At 71.5% G+C, this 18,177-nt stretch carries 12 protein-coding genes; 7 read left to right on the forward strand and 5 right to left on the reverse strand.

The window, feature by feature from the left end:
- Positions 1 to 83 precede the first annotated feature (83 nt).
- The 3 genes from IF78_RS0128895 to IF78_RS0128905 form a co-directional block, all read right to left on the reverse strand.
- The gene (locus IF78_RS0128895; protein ID WP_031481229.1) at positions 84 to 1,592 is read right to left on the reverse strand and encodes a DUF5719 family protein; all 1,509 of its coding nucleotides are present in this window, start codon (positions 1,590 to 1,592) and stop codon (positions 84 to 86) included.
- On the reverse strand, positions 1,589 to 5,263 hold the full coding sequence (locus IF78_RS0128900; protein WP_078662631.1) for a glycosyltransferase family 2 protein: 3,675 nt from the start codon (positions 5,261 to 5,263) through the stop codon (positions 1,589 to 1,591). The genes IF78_RS0128895 and IF78_RS0128900 overlap by 4 nt, the downstream gene beginning before the upstream one ends.
- A 190-nt stretch (positions 5,264 to 5,453) precedes the next feature.
- Positions 5,454 to 5,717, reverse strand: coding sequence for a WhiB family transcriptional regulator (locus tag IF78_RS0128905; RefSeq protein WP_003975777.1), 264 nt, complete (start codon positions 5,715 to 5,717; stop codon positions 5,454 to 5,456).
- A gap of 650 nt (positions 5,718 to 6,367) precedes the next feature.
- Here IF78_RS0128905 and IF78_RS0128910 point away from each other — a divergent pair.
- The 4 genes from IF78_RS0128910 to IF78_RS0128925 all read left to right on the forward strand — a co-directional run bounded on the left by IF78_RS0128910 (position 6,368) and on the right by IF78_RS0128925 (position 10,344).
- Entirely contained in the window at positions 6,368 to 6,874 is a 507-nt protein-coding gene (locus tag IF78_RS0128910; protein WP_031481231.1) for a cysteine dioxygenase, read from the forward strand.
- A 91-nt stretch (positions 6,875 to 6,965) separates the two neighbouring features.
- Entirely contained in the window at positions 6,966 to 7,925 is a 960-nt protein-coding gene (cofD, locus tag IF78_RS0128915) for a 2-phospho-L-lactate transferase (protein ID WP_031481232.1), read from the forward strand.
- Positions 7,922 to 9,232, forward strand: coding sequence for a coenzyme F420-0:L-glutamate ligase (locus IF78_RS0128920; RefSeq protein ID WP_031481233.1), 1,311 nt, complete (start codon positions 7,922 to 7,924; stop codon positions 9,230 to 9,232). The genes cofD and IF78_RS0128920 overlap by 4 nt, the downstream gene beginning before the upstream one ends.
- A 98-nt stretch (positions 9,233 to 9,330) precedes the next feature.
- Entirely contained in the window at positions 9,331 to 10,344 is a 1,014-nt protein-coding gene (locus tag IF78_RS0128925; protein ID WP_078662632.1) for a DNA-3-methyladenine glycosylase family protein, read from the forward strand.
- Between the two features lie 180 nt (positions 10,345 to 10,524).
- On the opposite strand, the gene manB is transcribed toward IF78_RS0128925, so the two are convergent.
- Together manB and IF78_RS0128935 are read right to left on the reverse strand one after the other, a co-directional pair.
- Positions 10,525 to 11,607 carry a mannose-1-phosphate guanylyltransferase gene (gene manB, locus IF78_RS0128930; protein ID WP_031481235.1) on the reverse strand — a complete coding sequence of 361 codons (1,083 nt, stop codon included), beginning with the start codon at positions 11,605 to 11,607 and terminating at the stop codon, positions 10,525 to 10,527.
- A gap of 384 nt (positions 11,608 to 11,991) precedes the next feature.
- Positions 11,992 to 13,485, reverse strand: coding sequence for a peptidoglycan recognition protein family protein (locus IF78_RS0128935; RefSeq protein WP_031481236.1), 1,494 nt, complete (start codon positions 13,483 to 13,485; stop codon positions 11,992 to 11,994).
- 141 nt (positions 13,486 to 13,626) lie between these two features.
- Between IF78_RS0128935 and IF78_RS0128940 the strand changes: the two genes are divergently transcribed.
- The 3 genes from IF78_RS0128940 to IF78_RS0128950 all read left to right on the forward strand — a co-directional run bounded on the left by IF78_RS0128940 (position 13,627) and on the right by IF78_RS0128950 (position 17,867).
- Positions 13,627 to 14,382: a TIGR03089 family protein gene (locus tag IF78_RS0128940; RefSeq protein WP_031481237.1), complete on the forward strand. Its 756-nt coding sequence runs from the start codon at positions 13,627 to 13,629 to the stop codon at positions 14,380 to 14,382.
- Between the two features lie 238 nt (positions 14,383 to 14,620).
- Positions 14,621 to 15,856: an LCP family protein gene (locus IF78_RS0128945; RefSeq protein WP_078662633.1), complete on the forward strand. Its 1,236-nt coding sequence runs from the start codon at positions 14,621 to 14,623 to the stop codon at positions 15,854 to 15,856.
- Between the two features lie 226 nt (positions 15,857 to 16,082).
- The gene (locus IF78_RS0128950) at positions 16,083 to 17,867 is read left to right on the forward strand and encodes an LCP family protein (RefSeq protein ID WP_031481241.1); all 1,785 of its coding nucleotides are present in this window, start codon (positions 16,083 to 16,085) and stop codon (positions 17,865 to 17,867) included.
- The last annotated feature ends 310 nt before the right edge of the window (positions 17,868 to 18,177 follow it).

The following is an 18,177-nucleotide window of genomic DNA, read 5'->3' on the forward strand; positions in this document are numbered from 1 at the left end:
ACGGCGAGGACCGATGCGGTCGGCCGTGAGGTGCCGCCCCAGCGGCACGACTGCCCGCAGGCTGGGCAGGCTGCGGCGGCTGCCTACTTCTGCAGGACCGACAGGTCCTCGGCCGCCTCCGGCACCGCCACCATCCCCCGGTCGTCCGGCAGTGTCTGCACCGTGAAGCCGGGTACGCCCTCCGAGGTCACCGCGAGCATCCGAGCCCCGTACACCGGGCCGCCCGCCACGGTCTCCACCGTCAGTGCGTACGTGCCCTTCAAGCCGCTCGGCACCGGTAGCTCCACGTCCTGTGTGGTCCCGGACTTGATCGTGTACGTCTTTGAGGACGCCGTGCCGCCCTCGCTGCCCGCGGACGCCGTGACCTTGATCTCGGCCGAGCGGAACGGCGCCGTGAGGGACAGTGTCGTGCCCTTCGCCCTGTTGTCGACCACCGTCGCGCGCGTGCCGATCGGTCGGCTCGCCGGGATGAAGGCGGTCTCCTGCTTGGCGCCCTCCCCGCGGACCACCCGCACCGCCGCGACCACCGGCACCGCATGATCCGTGGGCGTCAGCACCAGCGAACCCGCCTCGCCCCGCATGACTTCCCCGAGGTCCACCGCGCTGGTCATACCGGCCTTGACGTGCAACGTCTCGTTCCCCGCGGGCGTGATCTGCCCGGACGGCGAGGCGAGCCGTACCTTCAGGTCCGCATCCGCGTCGCCCGGCGTGAAGGCGACCAGCCGTACGGCCTTGGCGTCCTTCGGGATACCGGGGACCACCAGGCTCCCCGCGGGATCGGCGGACGCGGCCAGCCAGTCCCCGCCGAGCTTGTCGTCCAGCGCCTGCACCGAGGCACCCACCCGGCCGCTGCGCACACTCACGTGCACGGTCACGTTCTCCAGCTTCTCACTGGTGAGCGTCGACAGCAGGATCGGCTCGTCGGAGCGCGGCTGAACCGTGATCTCCTCCCCCACCGTGGTCTCCAGGGCACCGTCCTTGCCGTACAGCTCGATGTCGACGACGGCGGCGGAGTCGTCGGGGTTGGTCAGATGGACGTAGTCCGTACGGTCGGCCGCGGTGCTGGCTCCCGGGAACCAGAACTCGGTGTCCGGCGCGGTGCAGTTGACGCCCTGCAGCCCACGCCCCGTGCCCGCCGCGACCTCCGTGCTCTCCTGCACGGTCCAGCCGGGCGCGAACTTCCCGTCGGCGCTCCCGATGAGCGCCGGCGAGTCCGCGCCGGACACGTCCTCGGTGACCGGCGTACCCGGCTCCTTGGCCGCCAGGACGGGCTTGTCGGCCTTGCCCGTCGCGTCGGCCTTCTCGCCCTTGGCGTCCGTCGCGCCGCCCGACGCCTTCGCCCCGGACCGCAGTTCCGCCTTCCCGTCGCTCCCCGTCCCCTTCGTGACGGGTGTGAACGACGTGTACGTCGTCTCGGCGAGGTCCGAGGTGCTCGGCGCCGGACACACCAGGCTCGAACGCTCCACGGGCAGCTCGGCGGCCGCCTTGGCGGTGTTCGTCCCGGACGCGTGCGGCGTGGTGAGCGCCGCGACCCCGGTTATGGCCGCGAGGGCCGTGACACCGGCGATCAGGGACAGGGTCGTGCGGTTCACTGCTGGCTCCCGTCGGAACGCTCACTGCCGTGCGGATGCGGCTGCGCCGGGTCGTACGTGGCGTCGTAACCCTGCTGGTACGTCTGGTCGTACGAGGCGTCGTAGGAGGTGTCGTACGCACCCGCCTGGGACTGCCCGCCGTACGCGTACGGGTCGTACTGGCCGCCCTGGTACGGGTCCGCCTGATAGGTCTGGTCGTAGGCGCCGCCCGCCGGGTACTGCCGGCCGTCCGGGTACTGCTCGCCGCTGTAGCCGCCGTACTCGGAGCCCGCGTAATTGGGCGTGTCCCAGTCGCCGTAGGACTGCTGCTGGGGAATCGCCGGGGCGGCCTCCTCAGCAGGAGGAGACGGGAACTCCCCTTCCTGACCGGTCCCTTCGGTCTCGGCCTGGGCGCGGAGGCGACGGGCGCGCCGTCCCTCGCCGGCCATGGCCTCGGCCGGGACGGCCTGCTCCTCGGGCAGATCGTCGTCGATGTCACGGCGGCGTCCGGGCAGGGCCATCACCACGAGGACGAGGGCGAGGAAGCCCTGGGCCCACAGCCAGGCGGTGTGGCCGATCGGGTCGTCGTAGGTGACGTCCAGCCTGCCGCCGTCGGAGGGGAGCTCGAAGCCCTGGGCCCAGCCGTCGACCGTCGTCGGGGTGAGCGGCCGGCCGTCCAGGGTGGCCGTCCAGCCGTCGCCGGCGCTGTCGGCGAGGCGCAGGACGCGTCCGTCGGCGCCGGCGGGAATGGTGGTGTGGATCTCGACGGGCCCGGCGGCGACGGGCTGGGGCTCGGCCGAGCCGGATCCCGAATCGGCCCCGGAGACGATGGCCGCCCGCGACACCTGCCGGTCGACCCGCCACAGCGCACTGCCGTTCTGCTCGCTCAGCCGCTCCAGCCCCGGCGTGGCGTCCAGCACGCGCGTGACGTCGCGAGGCGCGCCCTTGAGGACGAGGACGTAGCGCACCGCGAAGGCGCCCAGTTGGTCGGCCTGGTCGGCGCCGGAGCCGGCGACGAGGTTGGCGACGATCTTGTCGAGCTTGGCGTTCTCCCCGCCGGCGGCGGCGAGTTCGGCGTCGCCGAGACGCGCGCCGGAGCCGCGGACGAGCATGTAGCCGACCTGGGCCGCGGACTCGCTGTCGAGGACGAGGGTGCGGGCCTGGTCGCGGTTGCCGGCGTCCTCGGCGACGAACGCGGGCACCTGTACGGGGTCGCGCCGCTCCAGCGGTCCGTCGGCACCGCGGATCATCCAGCCGGCGGCGACGAGCAGCGGGCCGGCGGCCGCGGCGAAGGCGACCAGCGCGGCGACCGGCTGGCGCCAGCCGAAGCTCTGCTCGGCCACGCGCGAGCGTGCCCCGTCGGCGCCGAGCAGCGCGGCGGCCAGGAGGGCGATGCCGTAGACGAGGGTCGCGGGGCCGGCCCAGGTGGAGCTGTTGGAGAGGACCGCGAAGACGAGGCCGACCAGGGCGACCGCCCAGGCGGTCCAGATGCCGAACTGGCGCTCGGAGCGCATCAGGGCGGCCAGCGCGGCCAGTACGACGCCGACCAGCATCAGTCCGTTGACCGTGCCGGGCCCGCCGGGGCTGGCGCCGAGCAGGGCCAGGGCGGATGCGGCCGTGGAGCCGTACTCCAGACCGGCCTCCTGGAAGAAGCCGAACGGAAGCAGCGACAGCGACCAGGGCGCGAGCACCAGCAGGGGCACCCCGAACTGGGCGAGGAAGCGCAGGCCGTACGCGGTGATCTCGGTGCGCCGCACCGCCAGCAGGCCGAGCCCGAGCACCAGCGCGATCGGCCACACGATCGGCGTGAAGGCCGTGGCGATCGTGAGCAGCAGTGCGTACGCCCAGGTCGCGCGCCAACTGCCGCGCGCACCGGAACTGTTCGCCAGGCCGCTCGCCGCGACGCCGGCGCGCGCGATGAGCGGCAGCAGGACGGCGAGTACGGCAGTGCCGATGCGGCCGCCGGCGAGGGCGCCGGTGGCGGCGGGCAGGAAGGCGTAGACGACGGCCGCCCACGCGCGCAGGAGGCGGGACTCGACGAGCGGACGGGAGGCGAAGTAGGCGGTGAACCCGGCCAGCGGCACGGAGCAGACCAGCAGGATCGTGACCGCGAGCCCGGTCGAGCCGAGCAGGGTGGAGGCGAGCATCGCCACGATCGCGAGATACGGCGGCGCGGACGGGGTGCCACCGGCGCCGACCGGATGCCAGGCGTCCAGGTAACGGGACCACAGTTCGGCGGAGTCGGCCGGGGCGGGCAGCAGCGCGCCACCCGCGAGGGCGCCGCCGCCGAGGAGTTCGCGGCAGGCGATCAGCGAGACGAACAGCAGCACCAGGAAGAGCATCGGGCCGGGGTTGCGGGCGATGCGCTTGAGGCGCGCGAACTGCTCTATCTCCATGAAGTCGGCGTCGTCGCCGCCGGGCCCGGACTCGATCGCGCCGCCGTGCCGGCCCGCTCCGGAGGCCACCTCGGGGTCGGAGCGGCCCACGACGCTGCTCGCGACCTGTTCGACGGTTGCCCGCACGGTCGCGCCGGGCGGCGGGAACAGCGCCCGTAGCTCGCCCTTGTCGATGACGGGAGTCCCGCGCCTGCGCCGCCCGGCGATGATCCGCTCGGGGCGCAGCAACGTGCCCATGAGGCCGCGGATCTCGTCGAGGGCCTGTCCGGGGACCTTGCCCACGAGGTAGGCGAGGGTGCGCAGGACCGTGCCGAGGACCAGGCGCAGCAGGACCCAGGGCAGCACGGCCGTACGACTGTTGACCAGCAGGGTGTAGACGGCGCCCGCCTTGTCGACCTTGTGCGGGGAGGCGGCGGTGCGGCCCACGCAGTCGACGGTGCGGCGCTCGCGGGAGGCCGCCTCGGCGTGGCGTACGACTGCTTCGGGGGCGATGAGGACGCGGTGGCCGGCGGCGGTGGCGCGCCAGCACAGGTCGACGTCGTCGCGCATGAGGGGCAGCCGCCGGTCGAAGCCACCGAGTTGTTCGAAGATGTCCCGCCGGACGAGCATGCCGGCGGTGGACACGGACAGCACGGAGCGGACGTGGTCGTGCTGGCCCTGGTCCTGTTCGCGGCGGTCGAGGCCGGTCCAGCGGCGGCCGGAGTTGGCGATGGTGACGCCGACCTCGAGGAGCTGCCGGCGGTCGTACCAGCCGCGCAGTTTGGGGCCGACGACGGCCACGTCGTCCCGCCCCAGCTCGTACTCGTTCTCCACGACGCGCAACAGCTGGGCCAGGGCGTCGGGTTCGGGGGCGCAGTCGTCGTGCAGGAGCCACAGCCACTGCACCGGCTCCCCGTGCGGGAGTTCGGGCATGTCGTAGGCGTCGTCGCGCCACGTGCGCGTGACGGGGTCCCAGCCGCTCGGCCGCTTCAGATAGGTCAGCTCGTCCGGGGTGAGGACCGGGGCCGTGCGGTTGGCCTCCTCGACGGCCTGGCCGAACCCGGTGCGCCGGGCGAGGTGCAGTACGCGGTCGGCGCCGAGGGCTTCGGTGACCAGTTGCGCGGAGTGGTCCGCGCTGCCGGTGTCGGCTCCCACGGCGAACTGGACGGGGCGCTCCTGGCCGAGCAGCCCGGCGAGCGCGTCGGGCAGCCAGCGGGCGCCGTCATGGGAGACGAGCACCGCGGTCACCACATGACGCGCAAACTCAGGTGTGGCAGCGGAGTCGTGCTGGGCTGCCGGGTGGCTGTGCACGGACATCGAGGTACGGGCCCCGGTTCGATGGACTGCGGTGGACGCCTGTGCCCCGAGGGGACAGCGGTGCGTCCCGGACGAGCGACCACACTATCGGCTGGGCATGAGAGCGGCCCGCCGCCTGTGGATAACCCACCGCGACGGGCCGTACGTGCGTATGTACGTGCGGTTGTACGTGCCGTTCTGAGCCGTTTCGTCAGACGGCGGCCTTCTTCAGCCGGCGGCGTTCACGCTCGGACAGGCCGCCCCAGATCCCGAAGCGCTCATCGTTGGCGAGGGCGTACTCGAGGCACTCGGAGCGGACCTCGCAGGCGAGGCAGACCTTCTTGGCCTCGCGGGTGGAGCCGCCCTTCTCGGGGAAGAAGGACTCGGGGTCGGTCTGGGCGCACAGCGCGCGCTCCTGCCAGCCGAGTTCCTCGTCCGCGTCGTCGACCAGCAGTTGCTGCACCAGCTCGGTCATGTGCGCCCCTCGTCTGTCTTTCGCGTCCCCGTGATGTTGCCGTTACCGATTTCGGCTGAACGACACGAGTGAAATTACAAGTGTGCTGCTCCGGGCGAGTCAAGCCGAGATCTGCTATTGAGCCCCTTATTCACTCTGCGGAACCAAGGCCTAGCGGAAAGTGTTCAAATCGGCCTAAACCTTGACAAGCAGACGAGCCCCGGGAGGGCCTCCGGCCCTCCGCAGAGCCTGTACGGAAAAGGACGCCCAGAAGTTCGATCTCGTTGCACACGTGCGGAGAAGCGAACCGGATCACAGTCGGATCACAGGATCACAACGACGCCCGCGCGCCGGTTGTGCGCCATGTGTCCCGGCTACTCCAAGAACAAACCTTTCACCACCAAGATGAACCGGATGAGGTGAAACATGCGCCACATCGCCGGGCGTCGAGTTGACAGTGAAGGCATGAACCGATGTCCTTGTGGGCATGCACGCGAACTCGGCACTCACCTCGACCCGCACCGCCGGGTCCCACGGTGCTGCCCGCGCTCGCTGTAGCTGTTGCTGTCCCAGCTGTTGAGCCACATCTGCTCCAGCTGTAGGCCGAGTCCTTCCTGATGCTCGGCTGCCGTTCCCTCTGACCTTCTTTCACTGAGGAACCACGACACCCCATGAACAGCGACAGCGACCTCCAGATCGCCGGCGACATCCTCGAAGTCCCGCACCTCCTCCAGGCGCCGCGCGAGCACCCGGCCACCGTCGCCGACTTCGTCGGCCTGGCCCGCTCCATCGCCGCCGACCGCTCCCAGTGGGAGCACCTCGTCCGGTACGACGCGACCACCCGCTGGTACCACCGGCTGCGCACGGGCCCCGGCTACGAGGTGTGGCTGCTGTCCTGGGTCCCCGGGCAGGGCAGCGGACTGCACGACCACGGCCGGTCCTCCGGCGTCCTGACGGTCCTGGACGGCACGCTGACCGAGCGCACGGAGCGCGGCACGCGCGCGTTGGCGGCGGGCGCGCAGCGGGTGTTCGCGCCGGGTTATGTGCACGAGGTGGCCAACGACGCGCTGGAGCCCGCGGTCAGCCTGCACATCTACTACCCGGGCCTGACCGAGATGCCGATGCACACCTCCACCGCCTGCGAGGCTCGTATCGAGCCGCGTCCGGTGACTGCCTGACCCGTTGTCGTACCCGCCTGCAACACTGGCCCACCCGTCACCCGACCACCACCCCTCAACGAGTCAGCCTGACGGCTGACACACTGTTTGAATGCGCATTGTGGTTCTGGCAGGCGGCATCGGCGGTGCCCGTTTCCTGCGCGGTCTGAAGCGGGCCGCGCCGGACGCGGACATCACGGTCATCGGCAACACCGGGGACGACATCCACCTCTTCGGCCTGAAGGTCTGCCCGGACCTCGACACGGTGATGTACACGCTGGGCGGCGGCATCAACGAGGAGCAGGGCTGGGGGCGGGCCGACGAGACCTTCCATCTCAAGGAGGAGCTCGCGGCGTACGGCGTGGGCCCGGAGTGGTTCGGGCTCGGCGACCGGGATTTCGCCACACACATCGTGCGGACGCAGATGATCGGCGCCGGTTATCCGCTGAGCGCCGTGACGGAGGCGCTGTGCGACCGGTGGAAGCCGGGAGTCCGCCTCATCCCCATGACCGACGACCGCGTGGAGACACATGTCGCGGTCGAGGTGGACGGCGAGCGCAAGGCCGTCCACTTCCAGGAGTACTGGGTACGGCTGCGGGCCCAGGTGCCGGCCGAGGCGATCGTGCCGGTCGGGGCCGAGCAGGCCAAGCCGGCGCCGGGCGTCCTGGAGGCCATCGCCGAGGCGGACGTCGTCCTCTTCCCGCCGTCCAACCCGGTCGTCTCGGTCGGCACCATCCTCGCCGTGCCCGGCATCCGTGAGGCGATCGCGGACGCGGGCGTGCCGGTCGTGGGCCTCTCACCGATCGTCGGGGACGCGCCCGTGCGCGGGATGGCCGACAAGGTGCTCGCGGCGGTCGGCGTGGAGTCGACGGCCGCGGCGGTCGCAGAGCACTACGGCTCCGGGCTCCTCGACGGCTGGCTCGTCGACACCGTCGACGCGGGTTCCGTGGAGCGGGTCGAGGCGGCCGGCATCCGCTGCCGTGCCGTACCGCTGATGATGACCGACGTCGACGCGACCGCGCAGATGGCCCGCGAGGCGCTGACGCTGGCCGAGGAGGTGCGGGGCGCTTGAGCGAGGTGTCTGCCGACGGCTACCGGGTCTGGGCCGTCTCCGGAATCCCCGAGGTCCAGCAGGGCGACGACCTCGCGAAACTGATCGCCACCGCCGAGCCCGGCCTCGCCGACGGGGACGTGCTCCTGGTCACCTCGAAGATCGTGTCCAAGGCGGAGGGGCGGATGGTCGAGGCGACCGACCGGGAGGCCGCCATCGACGCGGAGACCGTGCGGGTGGTGGCGCGCCGCGGCACGCTGCGGATCGTCGAGAACCGGCAGGGGCTGGTGATGGCCGCCGCCGGGGTCGACGCCTCCAACACACCCGCCGGAACCGTGCTGTTGCTGCCCGAGGACCCGGACGCGTCCGCGCGGGCGATCCGGGACGGGCTGCGGGACGCCCTGGGCGTCGACGTCGGGGTCGTCGTCACCGACACCTTCGGACGGCCCTGGCGCTCCGGGCTCACCGACGTCGCGATCGGGGCCGCGGGGGTGCGTGTGCTCGACGATCTGCGTGGCGGCACGGACGCGTACGGCAACCCGCTCAGCGCGACCGTCGTGGCGACGGCGGACGAACTCGCCGCCGCCGGTGATCTGGTGAAGGGCAAGGCCGCCGGTCTGCCCGTCGCCGTCGTGCGCGGGCTGGCGCACACGGTGGCCGAGGAACACGGGGAGGGGGCGCGGGCCTTGGTGCGCGGCGCGCGTGACGACATGTTCCGGCTGGGGACGTCCGAGGCGGTACGGGAGGCGGTCACCCAGCGCCGTACCGTAAGGGCCTTCACGGACGATCCGGTCGACCCCGGGGCCGTACGAAGAGCGGTCGCGGCGGCTGTCACGGCTCCGGCGCCGCATCACACCACGCCCTGGCGGTTCGTGCTGCTGGAGTCGGCGGAGTCACGGACGCGGCTGCTCGACGCGATGCGGGATGCGTGGATCGCCGATCTGCGGCGGGACGGCAAGAGCGAGGAGTCGATAGCGAAGCGGGTGCGGCGCGGGGATGTGCTGCGGAACGCGCCGTATCTCGTCGTGCCGTGTCTGGTGATGGACGGTTCGCACACGTACGGCGACGCGCGGCGGGACGGGGCCGAGCGGGAGATGTTCGTCGTCGCCGCCGGGGCCGGGGTGCAGAACTTCCTGGTCGCGCTGGCCGGGGAGCGGCTGGGCTCGGCGTGGGTGTCGTCGACGATGTTCTGCCGGAGTGTGGTGCGGGACGTGCTGGGGCTGCCGGAGGAGTGGGATCCGATGGGGGCGGTGGCGGTCGGGCATCCGGCCGAGGAGCCCAGGCCGCGGGCGGAGCGGGATGCGAAGGCCTTCATCGAGGTGCGGTGACGCTCCGCTGGGACCTGGCTCGCGGTACGCGCTGTCGGGTGCCGTGTGAGCGCCTAGGCTCGTAGCTCTCGTCGGTATCTAGCATCCCGGGATTCTTCGTGGCAGGACGTTTCACTCCGCGGCCCACGCGTACGACTGTGCGCGGTGGGCAGGTCGGTGTGCCCGCGGGTGTGCCTCGGCAGGCTGTCGCGCCGGGGAAGGTGCCGGGGAAGGTACGGACGGTGGTGCCGGACGGGCCGCTCGATCTCGGGCTGGTGCTGGGGCCCTTGCGGCGTGGGCCGGGGGATCCGACGTTCCGGGCGATGCCCGACGGGTCCGTGTGGCGGGCCTGCCGTACGCCGGCCGGGCCCGGGACGCTGCGGGTCGGTGTCCGGGGGGTCGAGGTGCGGGGGGAGGCCTGGGGGCCGGGGGCCGAGTGGCTGCTGGAGCAGCTGCCGGAGCTGCTCGGCGCCGCCGACGATCCGTCCGTGTTCGTGCCGCGGCATCGGGTGGTGGCGATGGCTCGGCATCGGCGGCCGGGGCTTCGGCTGACGCGGACCGGGCTGGTGATGGAGTCGTTGATTCCGTCGGTTCTGGAGCAGAAGGTCACGACCGATGAGGCGTATCGGGCGTGGCGGTTGCTGGTACGGAAGTACGGGGAGCCGGCGCCGGGGCCCGCGCCCGGGCGGATGTGTGTGATGCCGGATGCGGGGACCTGGAGGCTGATTCCGTCCTGGGAGTGGCATCGGGCCGGGGTCGACAACAAGCGGGCGTCCACGATTCTGCGGGCCGTGCGGGTTGCTGCGCGGCTGGAGGAGGCGGTGGGGATGTCTCCGGCTCAGGCGCAGGCTCGGTTGGAGGTTGTGCCGGGGATCGGGCCGTGGACGTCGGCGGAGGTCGTGCAGCGCAGTCATGGGGCGGCGGACGCGGTGACCGTGGGGGATCTGCATCTGCCGGGGATTGTGGGGTTTGCGCTTGCCGGGGATCGGGATGCGGATGACTCCGTGATGCTGGAGTTGCTGGAGCCGTATGCGGGGCAGCGGCATCGGGCGGCTCGGTTGATTCTGTTGAGTGGGCGGGTGCCGGGGCGGCGGGCGCCGAAGATGCCTCGGGTGGATATCGGGCGGCTGTGACGGGGTGGCGGGCCGGGCTGCGGTTGCCGTCGGCGGTGTTTCGCCCCCGCCGCCCCTACCCGTCCCATCCCAGGGGCTCTGCCCCTTCGACCCCGCTGGGGCTGCCGCCCCGGACCCCGCTTCGGCCCTGAAGGGGCCATGTCCTCAAACGCCGGACGGGCTGGAACACGCGCGGCAGCGTCAGAGGTCCGGCGAGAAGCGCACCGCCCCCGCCGGGATTCGGGCGTCGCACCACACCCGTGCGCCGTCCCTCAGTTCGTTGTCGGCGCCGATCACCGCGCCGTCGCCGATGACCGTGCCGGTGAGGACCGAGCGTTCGCCTACGCGGGCGCGGGTGCCGATGAGGGAGTCGGTGATGATGGCGCCGGGTTCGATGACGGCGCCCGGGAGGATCGTGCTGCCGAAGACGCGCGCGCCCTCGGCGACGAACGCGCCCTCGCCCACCACCGTGCCCCCGGTCAGCTTGGCGTCGGGGGCCACCCTGGCCGTGGGCAGGACCAGGCGGTCGCCGCAGCGGCCGGGGACCGCGGGGGACGGGGCCCGGCCCAGGACGAGGTCGGCGGAGCCGCGGACGAAGGCCGCGGGCGTGCCCAGGTCGAGCCAGTACGTCGAGTCGACCATGCCCTGGAGGTGGGCGCCGGCCGCGAGGAGGTCCGGGAACGTCTCGCGCTCCACCGACACCGGGCGGCCCGCCGGGATCGTGTCGATGACCGAGCGGCGGAAGACGTACGCCCCGGCGTTGATCTGGTCGGTGACGATCTCCTCGGGGGTCTGCGGCTTCTCCAGGAACGCCGTCACCCGGCCCGTGTCGTCGGTGGGGACCAGGCCGTACGCCCTCGGGTCGGTCACCTTGGTGAGGTGGAGCGAGATGTCCGCGCCCGTCGTCTCGTGCGTGCGGACCAGGCCCCTGATGTCCAGGCCCGTCAGGATGTCCCCGTTGAAGATCAGCACCGGGTCGTCCGGCGCGGAGTGGAGACGCGACGCCACGTTGCGGATCGCGCCGCCCGTGCCGAGGGGCTCCTCCTCCGTCACGTACTCCAGATGGAGGCCAAGCGCCGAGCCGTCGCCGAAGTACGGCTCGAAGACCTCGGCCAGGTACGACGTCGCGAGGACGATGTGCTCCACCCCCGCCGCTCTCGCTCTCGCCAACTGGTGTGTGAGGAACGGGACCCCTGCCGCCGGGACCATGGGCTTCGGCGTGTGCACGGTGAGCGGGCGCAGCCGAGTGCCCTTGCCGCCGACCAGGAGGATCGCTTCTGTCACCTGTCGTCTCTGCTTCCTGCCGGGACCGGCCGAACTGTCTTTCGGCCGGCCAGTGTATGCAGACCGTTGTGTGGCGTCCTCGACGGCGGTGCGATGCGATCGTTCCGCATTCCGCCACTTGTCCTACGACGGCGATGAATGCGGCCCCGTTCCCCGTACATGCCCCCGCACATACCCCGTTACCCCCGCGGTTGCCCCCGGCACGCCCCCCACATGGCCCCCAATTGCCCCTATATACCCCTTGGCACGCCCTTCCGTACACCTCCCGGCGCACCTTCCCGTATCCCCCGACGCGCCTTCCCCTGCGCCTCCCGCCCGGTCGGCGCGCCACTCCCCCGAGTGAACTCCCCCGAGTGAGCTCAGCCGAGTGAACTCCGGCGATCCTCAGCGCCCCTGGTAGCGGGCCGCCGCGGCACGGGCCGTGCCGAGCTTGCGATAGAGCTGCAGGCCGGGGCACTCCGTGGCGAAGCCGTCCCGGTGGCCCGAGATCGCGTTCAGTCGTACGTTCGTTCCCTTTCGGTAGAGGTTGCCGCCGGCGGACTTCAGGTATGTCTTGCCGCGCGGATTGACGCCGAAGAGGCCGAGCTTCCAGGCCGTGAGCCGGGCGACGGCGCGCACCGCGGCGGCGGACGGCTTGCTGGAGCCGTAGCTGCCGAGGACGGCGATCCCCATGCTGTTGGTGTTGAAACCGAGAGTGTGGGCACCCAGGACCGGCTTCGCCACTCCTCCGGCGCGCCCCTCGTAGATGTTTCCGCACTTGTCGACGAGGAAGTTGTAGCCGACGTCGCGCCAGCCCATGCTCTTGACGTGGTAGCGGTAGATACCGCGAATGAGCGAGGGAACCTGCGTGCACCAGTACTTGGAGCCGGTCGCCGTGTGGTGCACGAAGGCCGCCTTCACGCGCTTCGTGTAGACGAAACCCTTCTCCCGCAGCCCCTCGTTCGCGCCCCATCCGCGCCGTGTGACGATGCGCGGCCGCGGCCCGATGTACGGCTTCGCCCGCTGCTCCTGCGTCAGCTCGCTGCCGCGCAGGACCTGCAGTTCCGCCTCCGTCTCGGTGCGGCCGAGCTCCGGGATCTCGGTGGCGCCGAGGGGGGCGAGTTCGACATTGACGGCGGAGGCGGCGGCGGCCGCGGTGGCGGTGACGCCGAGGGCCTCGGCGGCCTCGTCGGTCCCGGTCGTCAGGGATCCCGGGCGGGGCGCGCCGGGGTCGTCGGGTGGGAGCGCCGCCTCGCCGGGATCGACGAGTTCGAGCCGGAGGCCGGCGGGCAGCGGGGAGGTGACGGCGGTGCCGGCGGTCGGCGTCGGGTCACCGGCGCCCGGTGCCGGACTGTCGGGCCGGGTCACGGCGGCCTCCGACGTGACCCGCACCTCCACACCGTCGGACTCCCCGACCCACAGCGGTGCCGTGGAGCCGCGCACCCGGCCCGAGGAGCTTTCGGCCGTGTCGGGGTCGGCCGCATGGTCGGCGTTGTGCGTCTCGACGTCCTGCCAGTCCGACCAGGTGCCGGTACCGACCGAGCGGGTGCGGACCTGGACGCGGCCGTGCAGTTCGACGTTCGGGTCGTCCCAGATGACGCCGACGAGGGAGAAGTGCGGTACGTCCCGTCGGGACAGGCCCTGTTCGGCGGGCTCACCGAGGATGCGGTCGTCGTTGAGGGGGATGAGGGGCAGCGACTGGGTGCTGCCGGGGACGGACGGCTCGGCGTTCTTACGACGCGCTGCCTGCCCGCGCACCATGGCCACTGTCTCGGCGCTCGTGGCCACTTCCGCGCCGTGCGCCGGTCTCGCGGTCGCCGCGACGGCGGGTGGGGTGAGCGGGAGAGCCAGAGCGGCCGCGCACGTGACACCGATGGAGGAAGCAAGGAATCCACGCATGCTCCCGATGGTGGACATCGTCATACAAACCTGTCCATTTGGGAATTGATGGGGCGTTGGCCGGCGATTCGTTCGAACCGGTGACGGCCGGGTGCGGCCAACTGGGGGTGCGCGGGGGCGGGTCCGCGTACCCTTGCGCGGGTGAACGCCACCGATCGCACCCCTGCCGACCTGCTGCGTTCCGCGCTTGCCGCGGATCCCGGACGCCCTCTGGTGACCTTCTACGACGACGCCACCGGGGAGCGCGTCGAATTGTCCGTGGCCACCTTCGCCAATTGGGTGGCCAAGACCGCGAATCTGCTCCAGGGCGATCTCGGGGCCGGGCCCGGCGACCGGGTCACTCTGTTGCTGCCCGCGCACTGGCAGACGGCGGTGTGGCTGCTGGCGTGTTCGTCGGTGGGCACGATCGCGGATGTCGGCGGGGATCCGGCGGCGGCCGACGTGGTCGTGAGCGGACCGGACTCGCTGGAGGCCGCGCGGGCGTGCCGGGGGGAGCGTGTCGCGTTGGCGCTGCGGCCGCTGGGAGGCCGCTTCCCGCAGCCGCCGGCCGGTTTCATCGACTACGCGGTGGAGGTGCCGAGCCAGGGTGACCGCTTTGCGCCGTACGCCCCGATCGACCCCGAGGATCCCGCACTGATCGTCGCCGGACGGGAGTTCAGCGGCGCCGAGGTCGTCGAACGGGCGGGGGCCGAGGCGACGGGGCTGGGGCTTACGGGGCCGGGCTCACGGATCCTGTCCGCCTTGCCGTACGACACATGGGAGGGACTGAATGCCGGGCTGTACGCGGCGCTCGCGACCGGTGGGTCGGTGGTGCTGTGCCGGCATGTGGAGTCACTCGGCGAGGAGGCGCTGGCCAAGCGGATCGAGAGTGAGCGGGTGACGGCGACGGCGCGGTAGGCACGGCACGGGTACTGCCTGAACCGGTACTGCCTGATCCCGGGGTGCCCGGTGTGGGGGCTGGGCGGGGGTGGGTGCGCAGCCCGGCGCTACGGGGTGCCGCCTGCGCCCGCTCCACCGCCGGAGGCCGGCATCACCCGTTCAGCCCACCACCACCCACCCCTCACCCCCCACCCGGGTCATGGTCGTAACAGCAGCCCACACCACAAGCAGCACGCCCTGAGGAGTGGAGCCAGACGTGACCGGCATATCGCGCCCACGCCCCGGACAGTCCGGTGTTGTCGGCGGCGGGCTGTCGGGCGGTGGGCGAGGGGGTCGGCGTTGGCGGTGGGTGCGGCGGGGGGCCGTGGGGGTCGGGTTGGTGGTCGTCGCCGCCGCGGGTGCCGGGTGGGCCGTCTACACCAAGCTCGACTCCAACATCACCGCCGACGAGGCCGCCGCCGCGGAACTCGAACGGTACGAGAAGGAGCGCCCCACCTCACTCGTGCGCGACGCGCGGAACATCCTGCTGATCGGGTCCGACTCCCGGGCGGGCAGCGGAAACCGCCGCTACGGGCGCGACTCGGGCACCGAGCGCTCCGACACCACCATCCTGCTGCACCTGTCCGCCGGCCGCCGCAGCGCCACCGCCGTCTCGATACCCCGGGACCTGATGGTGGACGTGCCCGGATGCCGGAGATCCGACGGCAGCCGCAGCGGCCCGATGTTCGCGATGTTCAACTACGCCTTCCAGGTGGGCGGTTCGGCCTGCACCGTCCGCACCGTGGAGCGGCTCACCGACATCCGCGTCGACCACCATGTGGTCGTCGACTTCGACGGCTTCAAGAGGATGATCGACGCCCTCGACGGCGTCGAGATCTGCCTCACCGAGCCCATCGACGACAAGGCCGCCAAGCTGCGACTCCCGGCCGGCAAGGTGACCCTCAACGGCGAACAGGCCCTCGGCTACGTCCGCGCCCGCAAGACCCTCGGCGACGGCAGCGACACCGACCGCATGGAGCGCCAGCAGCGATTCCTCGCCGCGCTGGTCAGCAAGGTGAAGAGCAACGACGTACTGCTGAACCCGGTGCGGCTCTACCCCGTCCTCGACGCCGCCACGTCCTCCCTGACCACCGACCCCGCCCTGGCCAGCTTGCGTGGTTTGTACGAACTCGTGCGCGGCGTGCGCGACATCCCCACCGAACGCGTGCAATTCCTCACCGTTCCCCGGGAGTCGTACATCCACAACTCCAATCGCGACCAGCTCGTGAAGCCCGCGGCCGAGCGGCTTTTCGAGCGGCTGCGCACCGACACGCCGGTGGAAGTCGCGGATTCGTCCGAAATGCACCAGGGTGCACCACGCAAGTCATCGCACAGGAGTTCCCCTGGCGACGACCGGAAGTCCGGCGCCAAGCCGCCCGGCGCACCCTCCGACCCCACTTCCCCGCCGCCCACCTTCCGCGGCAACACCGCCGCCGAGAACCACTGCGGGTAAAGCGCTCGCCAAGTCCACGAACCTCAATTCAAAGAAATGGGGCGGATTGCCCAGTTGTAGGGACGTGGAATTTGTCACCGTCGTCGCTTGACGCTGAACTGGACGGATAGTGTGAGCGATCCGGTGCACCCGGCCGTAGTTAGGCTTGCGCACTGTTTGACCGAGAGACCCGAGCGCCTTGGAGGGGGAAGGCGCCGCGTGGCCCCGACGGAGGATTCAGACAACCGTGGACGCGCAAGGCCGTGGGCGGGCGGACGACATCGACCCCGCAGACCAGTGGGTGCTCAATCCGAACACCGGCGAATACGAACTGCGACTGACTCCTTCCGCTCCGCAGTCATCGGTTCCCGGACCCCGCAGAGCCGCCTCCCGCACCGGCGCCGCCGCACGCGCCGCCGGCAAGAGCGCCCAGGGCGCGGCGGGCGGCACGGCCGGCGGCGCCGTACGCAACCGGGCCGCGGCGCCTGGGCGCGAGACGCGGACGGCGCCGGGGCGTGAGGTGCCGCCGCAGCGCCGCCGCCGGGGCGCGCCGGAGGAGCCGTCGCCTGGCCGGCGCGGTCGCCGGCCGGCGAACAAGGCGAAGAAGGCCGTGCTCTGGACCGGCGGGATCATGGCGTTCGTGGTCGTCGCCGCCGCGGCCGGGGCGTACCTCTACATCGAGCACCTCAACGACAACATCACGTCCATCTCCGACGACGGCGCGAGCACCGGTGGCTTCAGCAAGGACAAGGCCATCAACATCCTGCTCATCGGCACGGACAAGCGCACGGGCGCGGGCAACGGCAGCTACGGCGACAAGGGCAGCGCCGGGCACGCCGACACCACGATCCTGCTGCACGTCTCGAAGGACCGCTCGAACGCGACCGCGCTCAGCATCCCGCGCGACCTGATCGTCGACATCCCGGACTGCCAGACGGAGCAGGAGGACGGCACCCAGAAGGTCATCGCGGGCGAGACCGGTGTCCGCTTCAACACCAGCCTCGGCCAGGAGGGCCGCACGCCCAGCTGCACCATGCGGACCGTGACCGAGCTGACCGGGATCAAGCCGGACAACTTCATGGTCGCCGACTTCAACGCGGTGAAGACCCTGACGTCGGCCGTCGGCGGCGTCGAGGTGTGCCTGGCCAAGGACATCAACGACCCCGACTCCAAGCTCAACCTCACCAAGGGCGAGCACGTGATCGAGGGCGAGCAGGCGCTGGCCTTCGTCCGTACCCGGCACTCGGTCGGCTTCGGCGGTGACCTGAGCCGGATCGGGCTCCAGCAGCAGTTCCTGAGCGCGCTGATGCGCAAGCTGAAGTCCAACGACACGCTCACCAGCCCGACGAAGATGATCAAGCTGGCCGAGGCGGGCACCAAGGCGCTGACCGTCGACAGCAACCTGAACAGCATCGACAAGCTCAAGGACCTCGGCCTGGAGCTGGGCAAGCTCAACACCAAGAACCTCACCTTCACGACGATCCCGGTGATCGACAACCCGGCCGAGAAGGTGAAGGCGACGGTCGTACTCAACGAGACGAAGGCGCCCGAGGTCTTCGAGGCGATCCGCAACGACGTCTCCTTCACCGCCGTCAAGCAGCAGAAGCGGCAGGAGGCCGCCGCCGTGGCCGCCCGGCTCAAGGGCACCAAGGCCGACCCCTCCGAGGTGCGGGTGCAGGTCATGAACGGCGGTGCGCCCGCCGGCAGCGCCCAGGAGACCCTCACCTGGCTGCAGACCGAGGAGGGCGTGGACAAGTCCGAGAACGCGGGCAACGCCCCGGCGACGCTGGCGAAGACGACGCTCGAGTACGCGCCGGACCAGGCGGACCAGGCACGCCGGCTCGCCGCCATCATGGGGCTGTCCGGGTCCGCGATGAAGCCCGGCAAGAGCGTGACCAACTCCCAGGGCCTGCCCACGATGACACTGACGCTGGGCAAGGACTTCAAGGGTGCGGGCGTGTCCCTGACCGCTCCGACCAAGGCGCCGGACGTGGAGAAGTCCACCGCCGACAAGGTCGAGTGCGCGAAGTAGCCGTCGCCTCAACGGGCCCGCCCCACCGCCGACTTGGGGTGGCCGGGCCCGTGCCGGTACGCGGGCTCCGGCACCGAAACTCCGGCCGGGAACGCAACTGTCCCGGCCACTCGTTGGTCTGACACAGGACGTGGTTGTGTCAGGCGGCGTTCGCCCGGCACACCGCGCGGCCGTGCCGGGCGTGGATTTTGCCGACACGTGGCCAACCCGGTTCGGACCCACAGGGGTCTGACAGGTTGCGAACCGGTGTCGGACAGGGTGTCCGACATGGTGCGCTCCGCACCGGACAGGGAGGTCCGGCGCGGAGCGA

This window comes from Streptomyces bicolor, from assembly GCF_000719285.1.
Classification (GTDB): domain Bacteria; phylum Actinomycetota; class Actinomycetes; order Streptomycetales; family Streptomycetaceae; genus Streptomyces; species Streptomyces bicolor.

Bases quoted from the DNA above. Each gene is read 5' to 3' on its own strand.
- IF78_RS0128900 (WP_078662631.1), bottom strand. From the start codon at position 5,263: ATGTCCGTGCACAGCCACCCGGCAGCCCAGCACGACTCCGCTGCCACA.
- cofD (WP_031481232.1), top strand. From the start codon at position 6,966: ATGCGCATTGTGGTTCTGGCAGGCGGCATCGGCGGTGCCCGTTTCCTG.
- IF78_RS0128905 (WP_003975777.1), bottom strand. From the start codon at position 5,717: ATGACCGAGCTGGTGCAGCAACTGCTGGTCGACGACGCGGACGAGGAA.
- IF78_RS0128910 (WP_031481231.1), top strand. From the start codon at position 6,368: ATGAACAGCGACAGCGACCTCCAGATCGCCGGCGACATCCTCGAAGTC.
- IF78_RS0128935 (WP_031481236.1), bottom strand. From the start codon at position 13,485: ATGCGTGGATTCCTTGCTTCCTCCATCGGTGTCACGTGCGCGGCCGCT.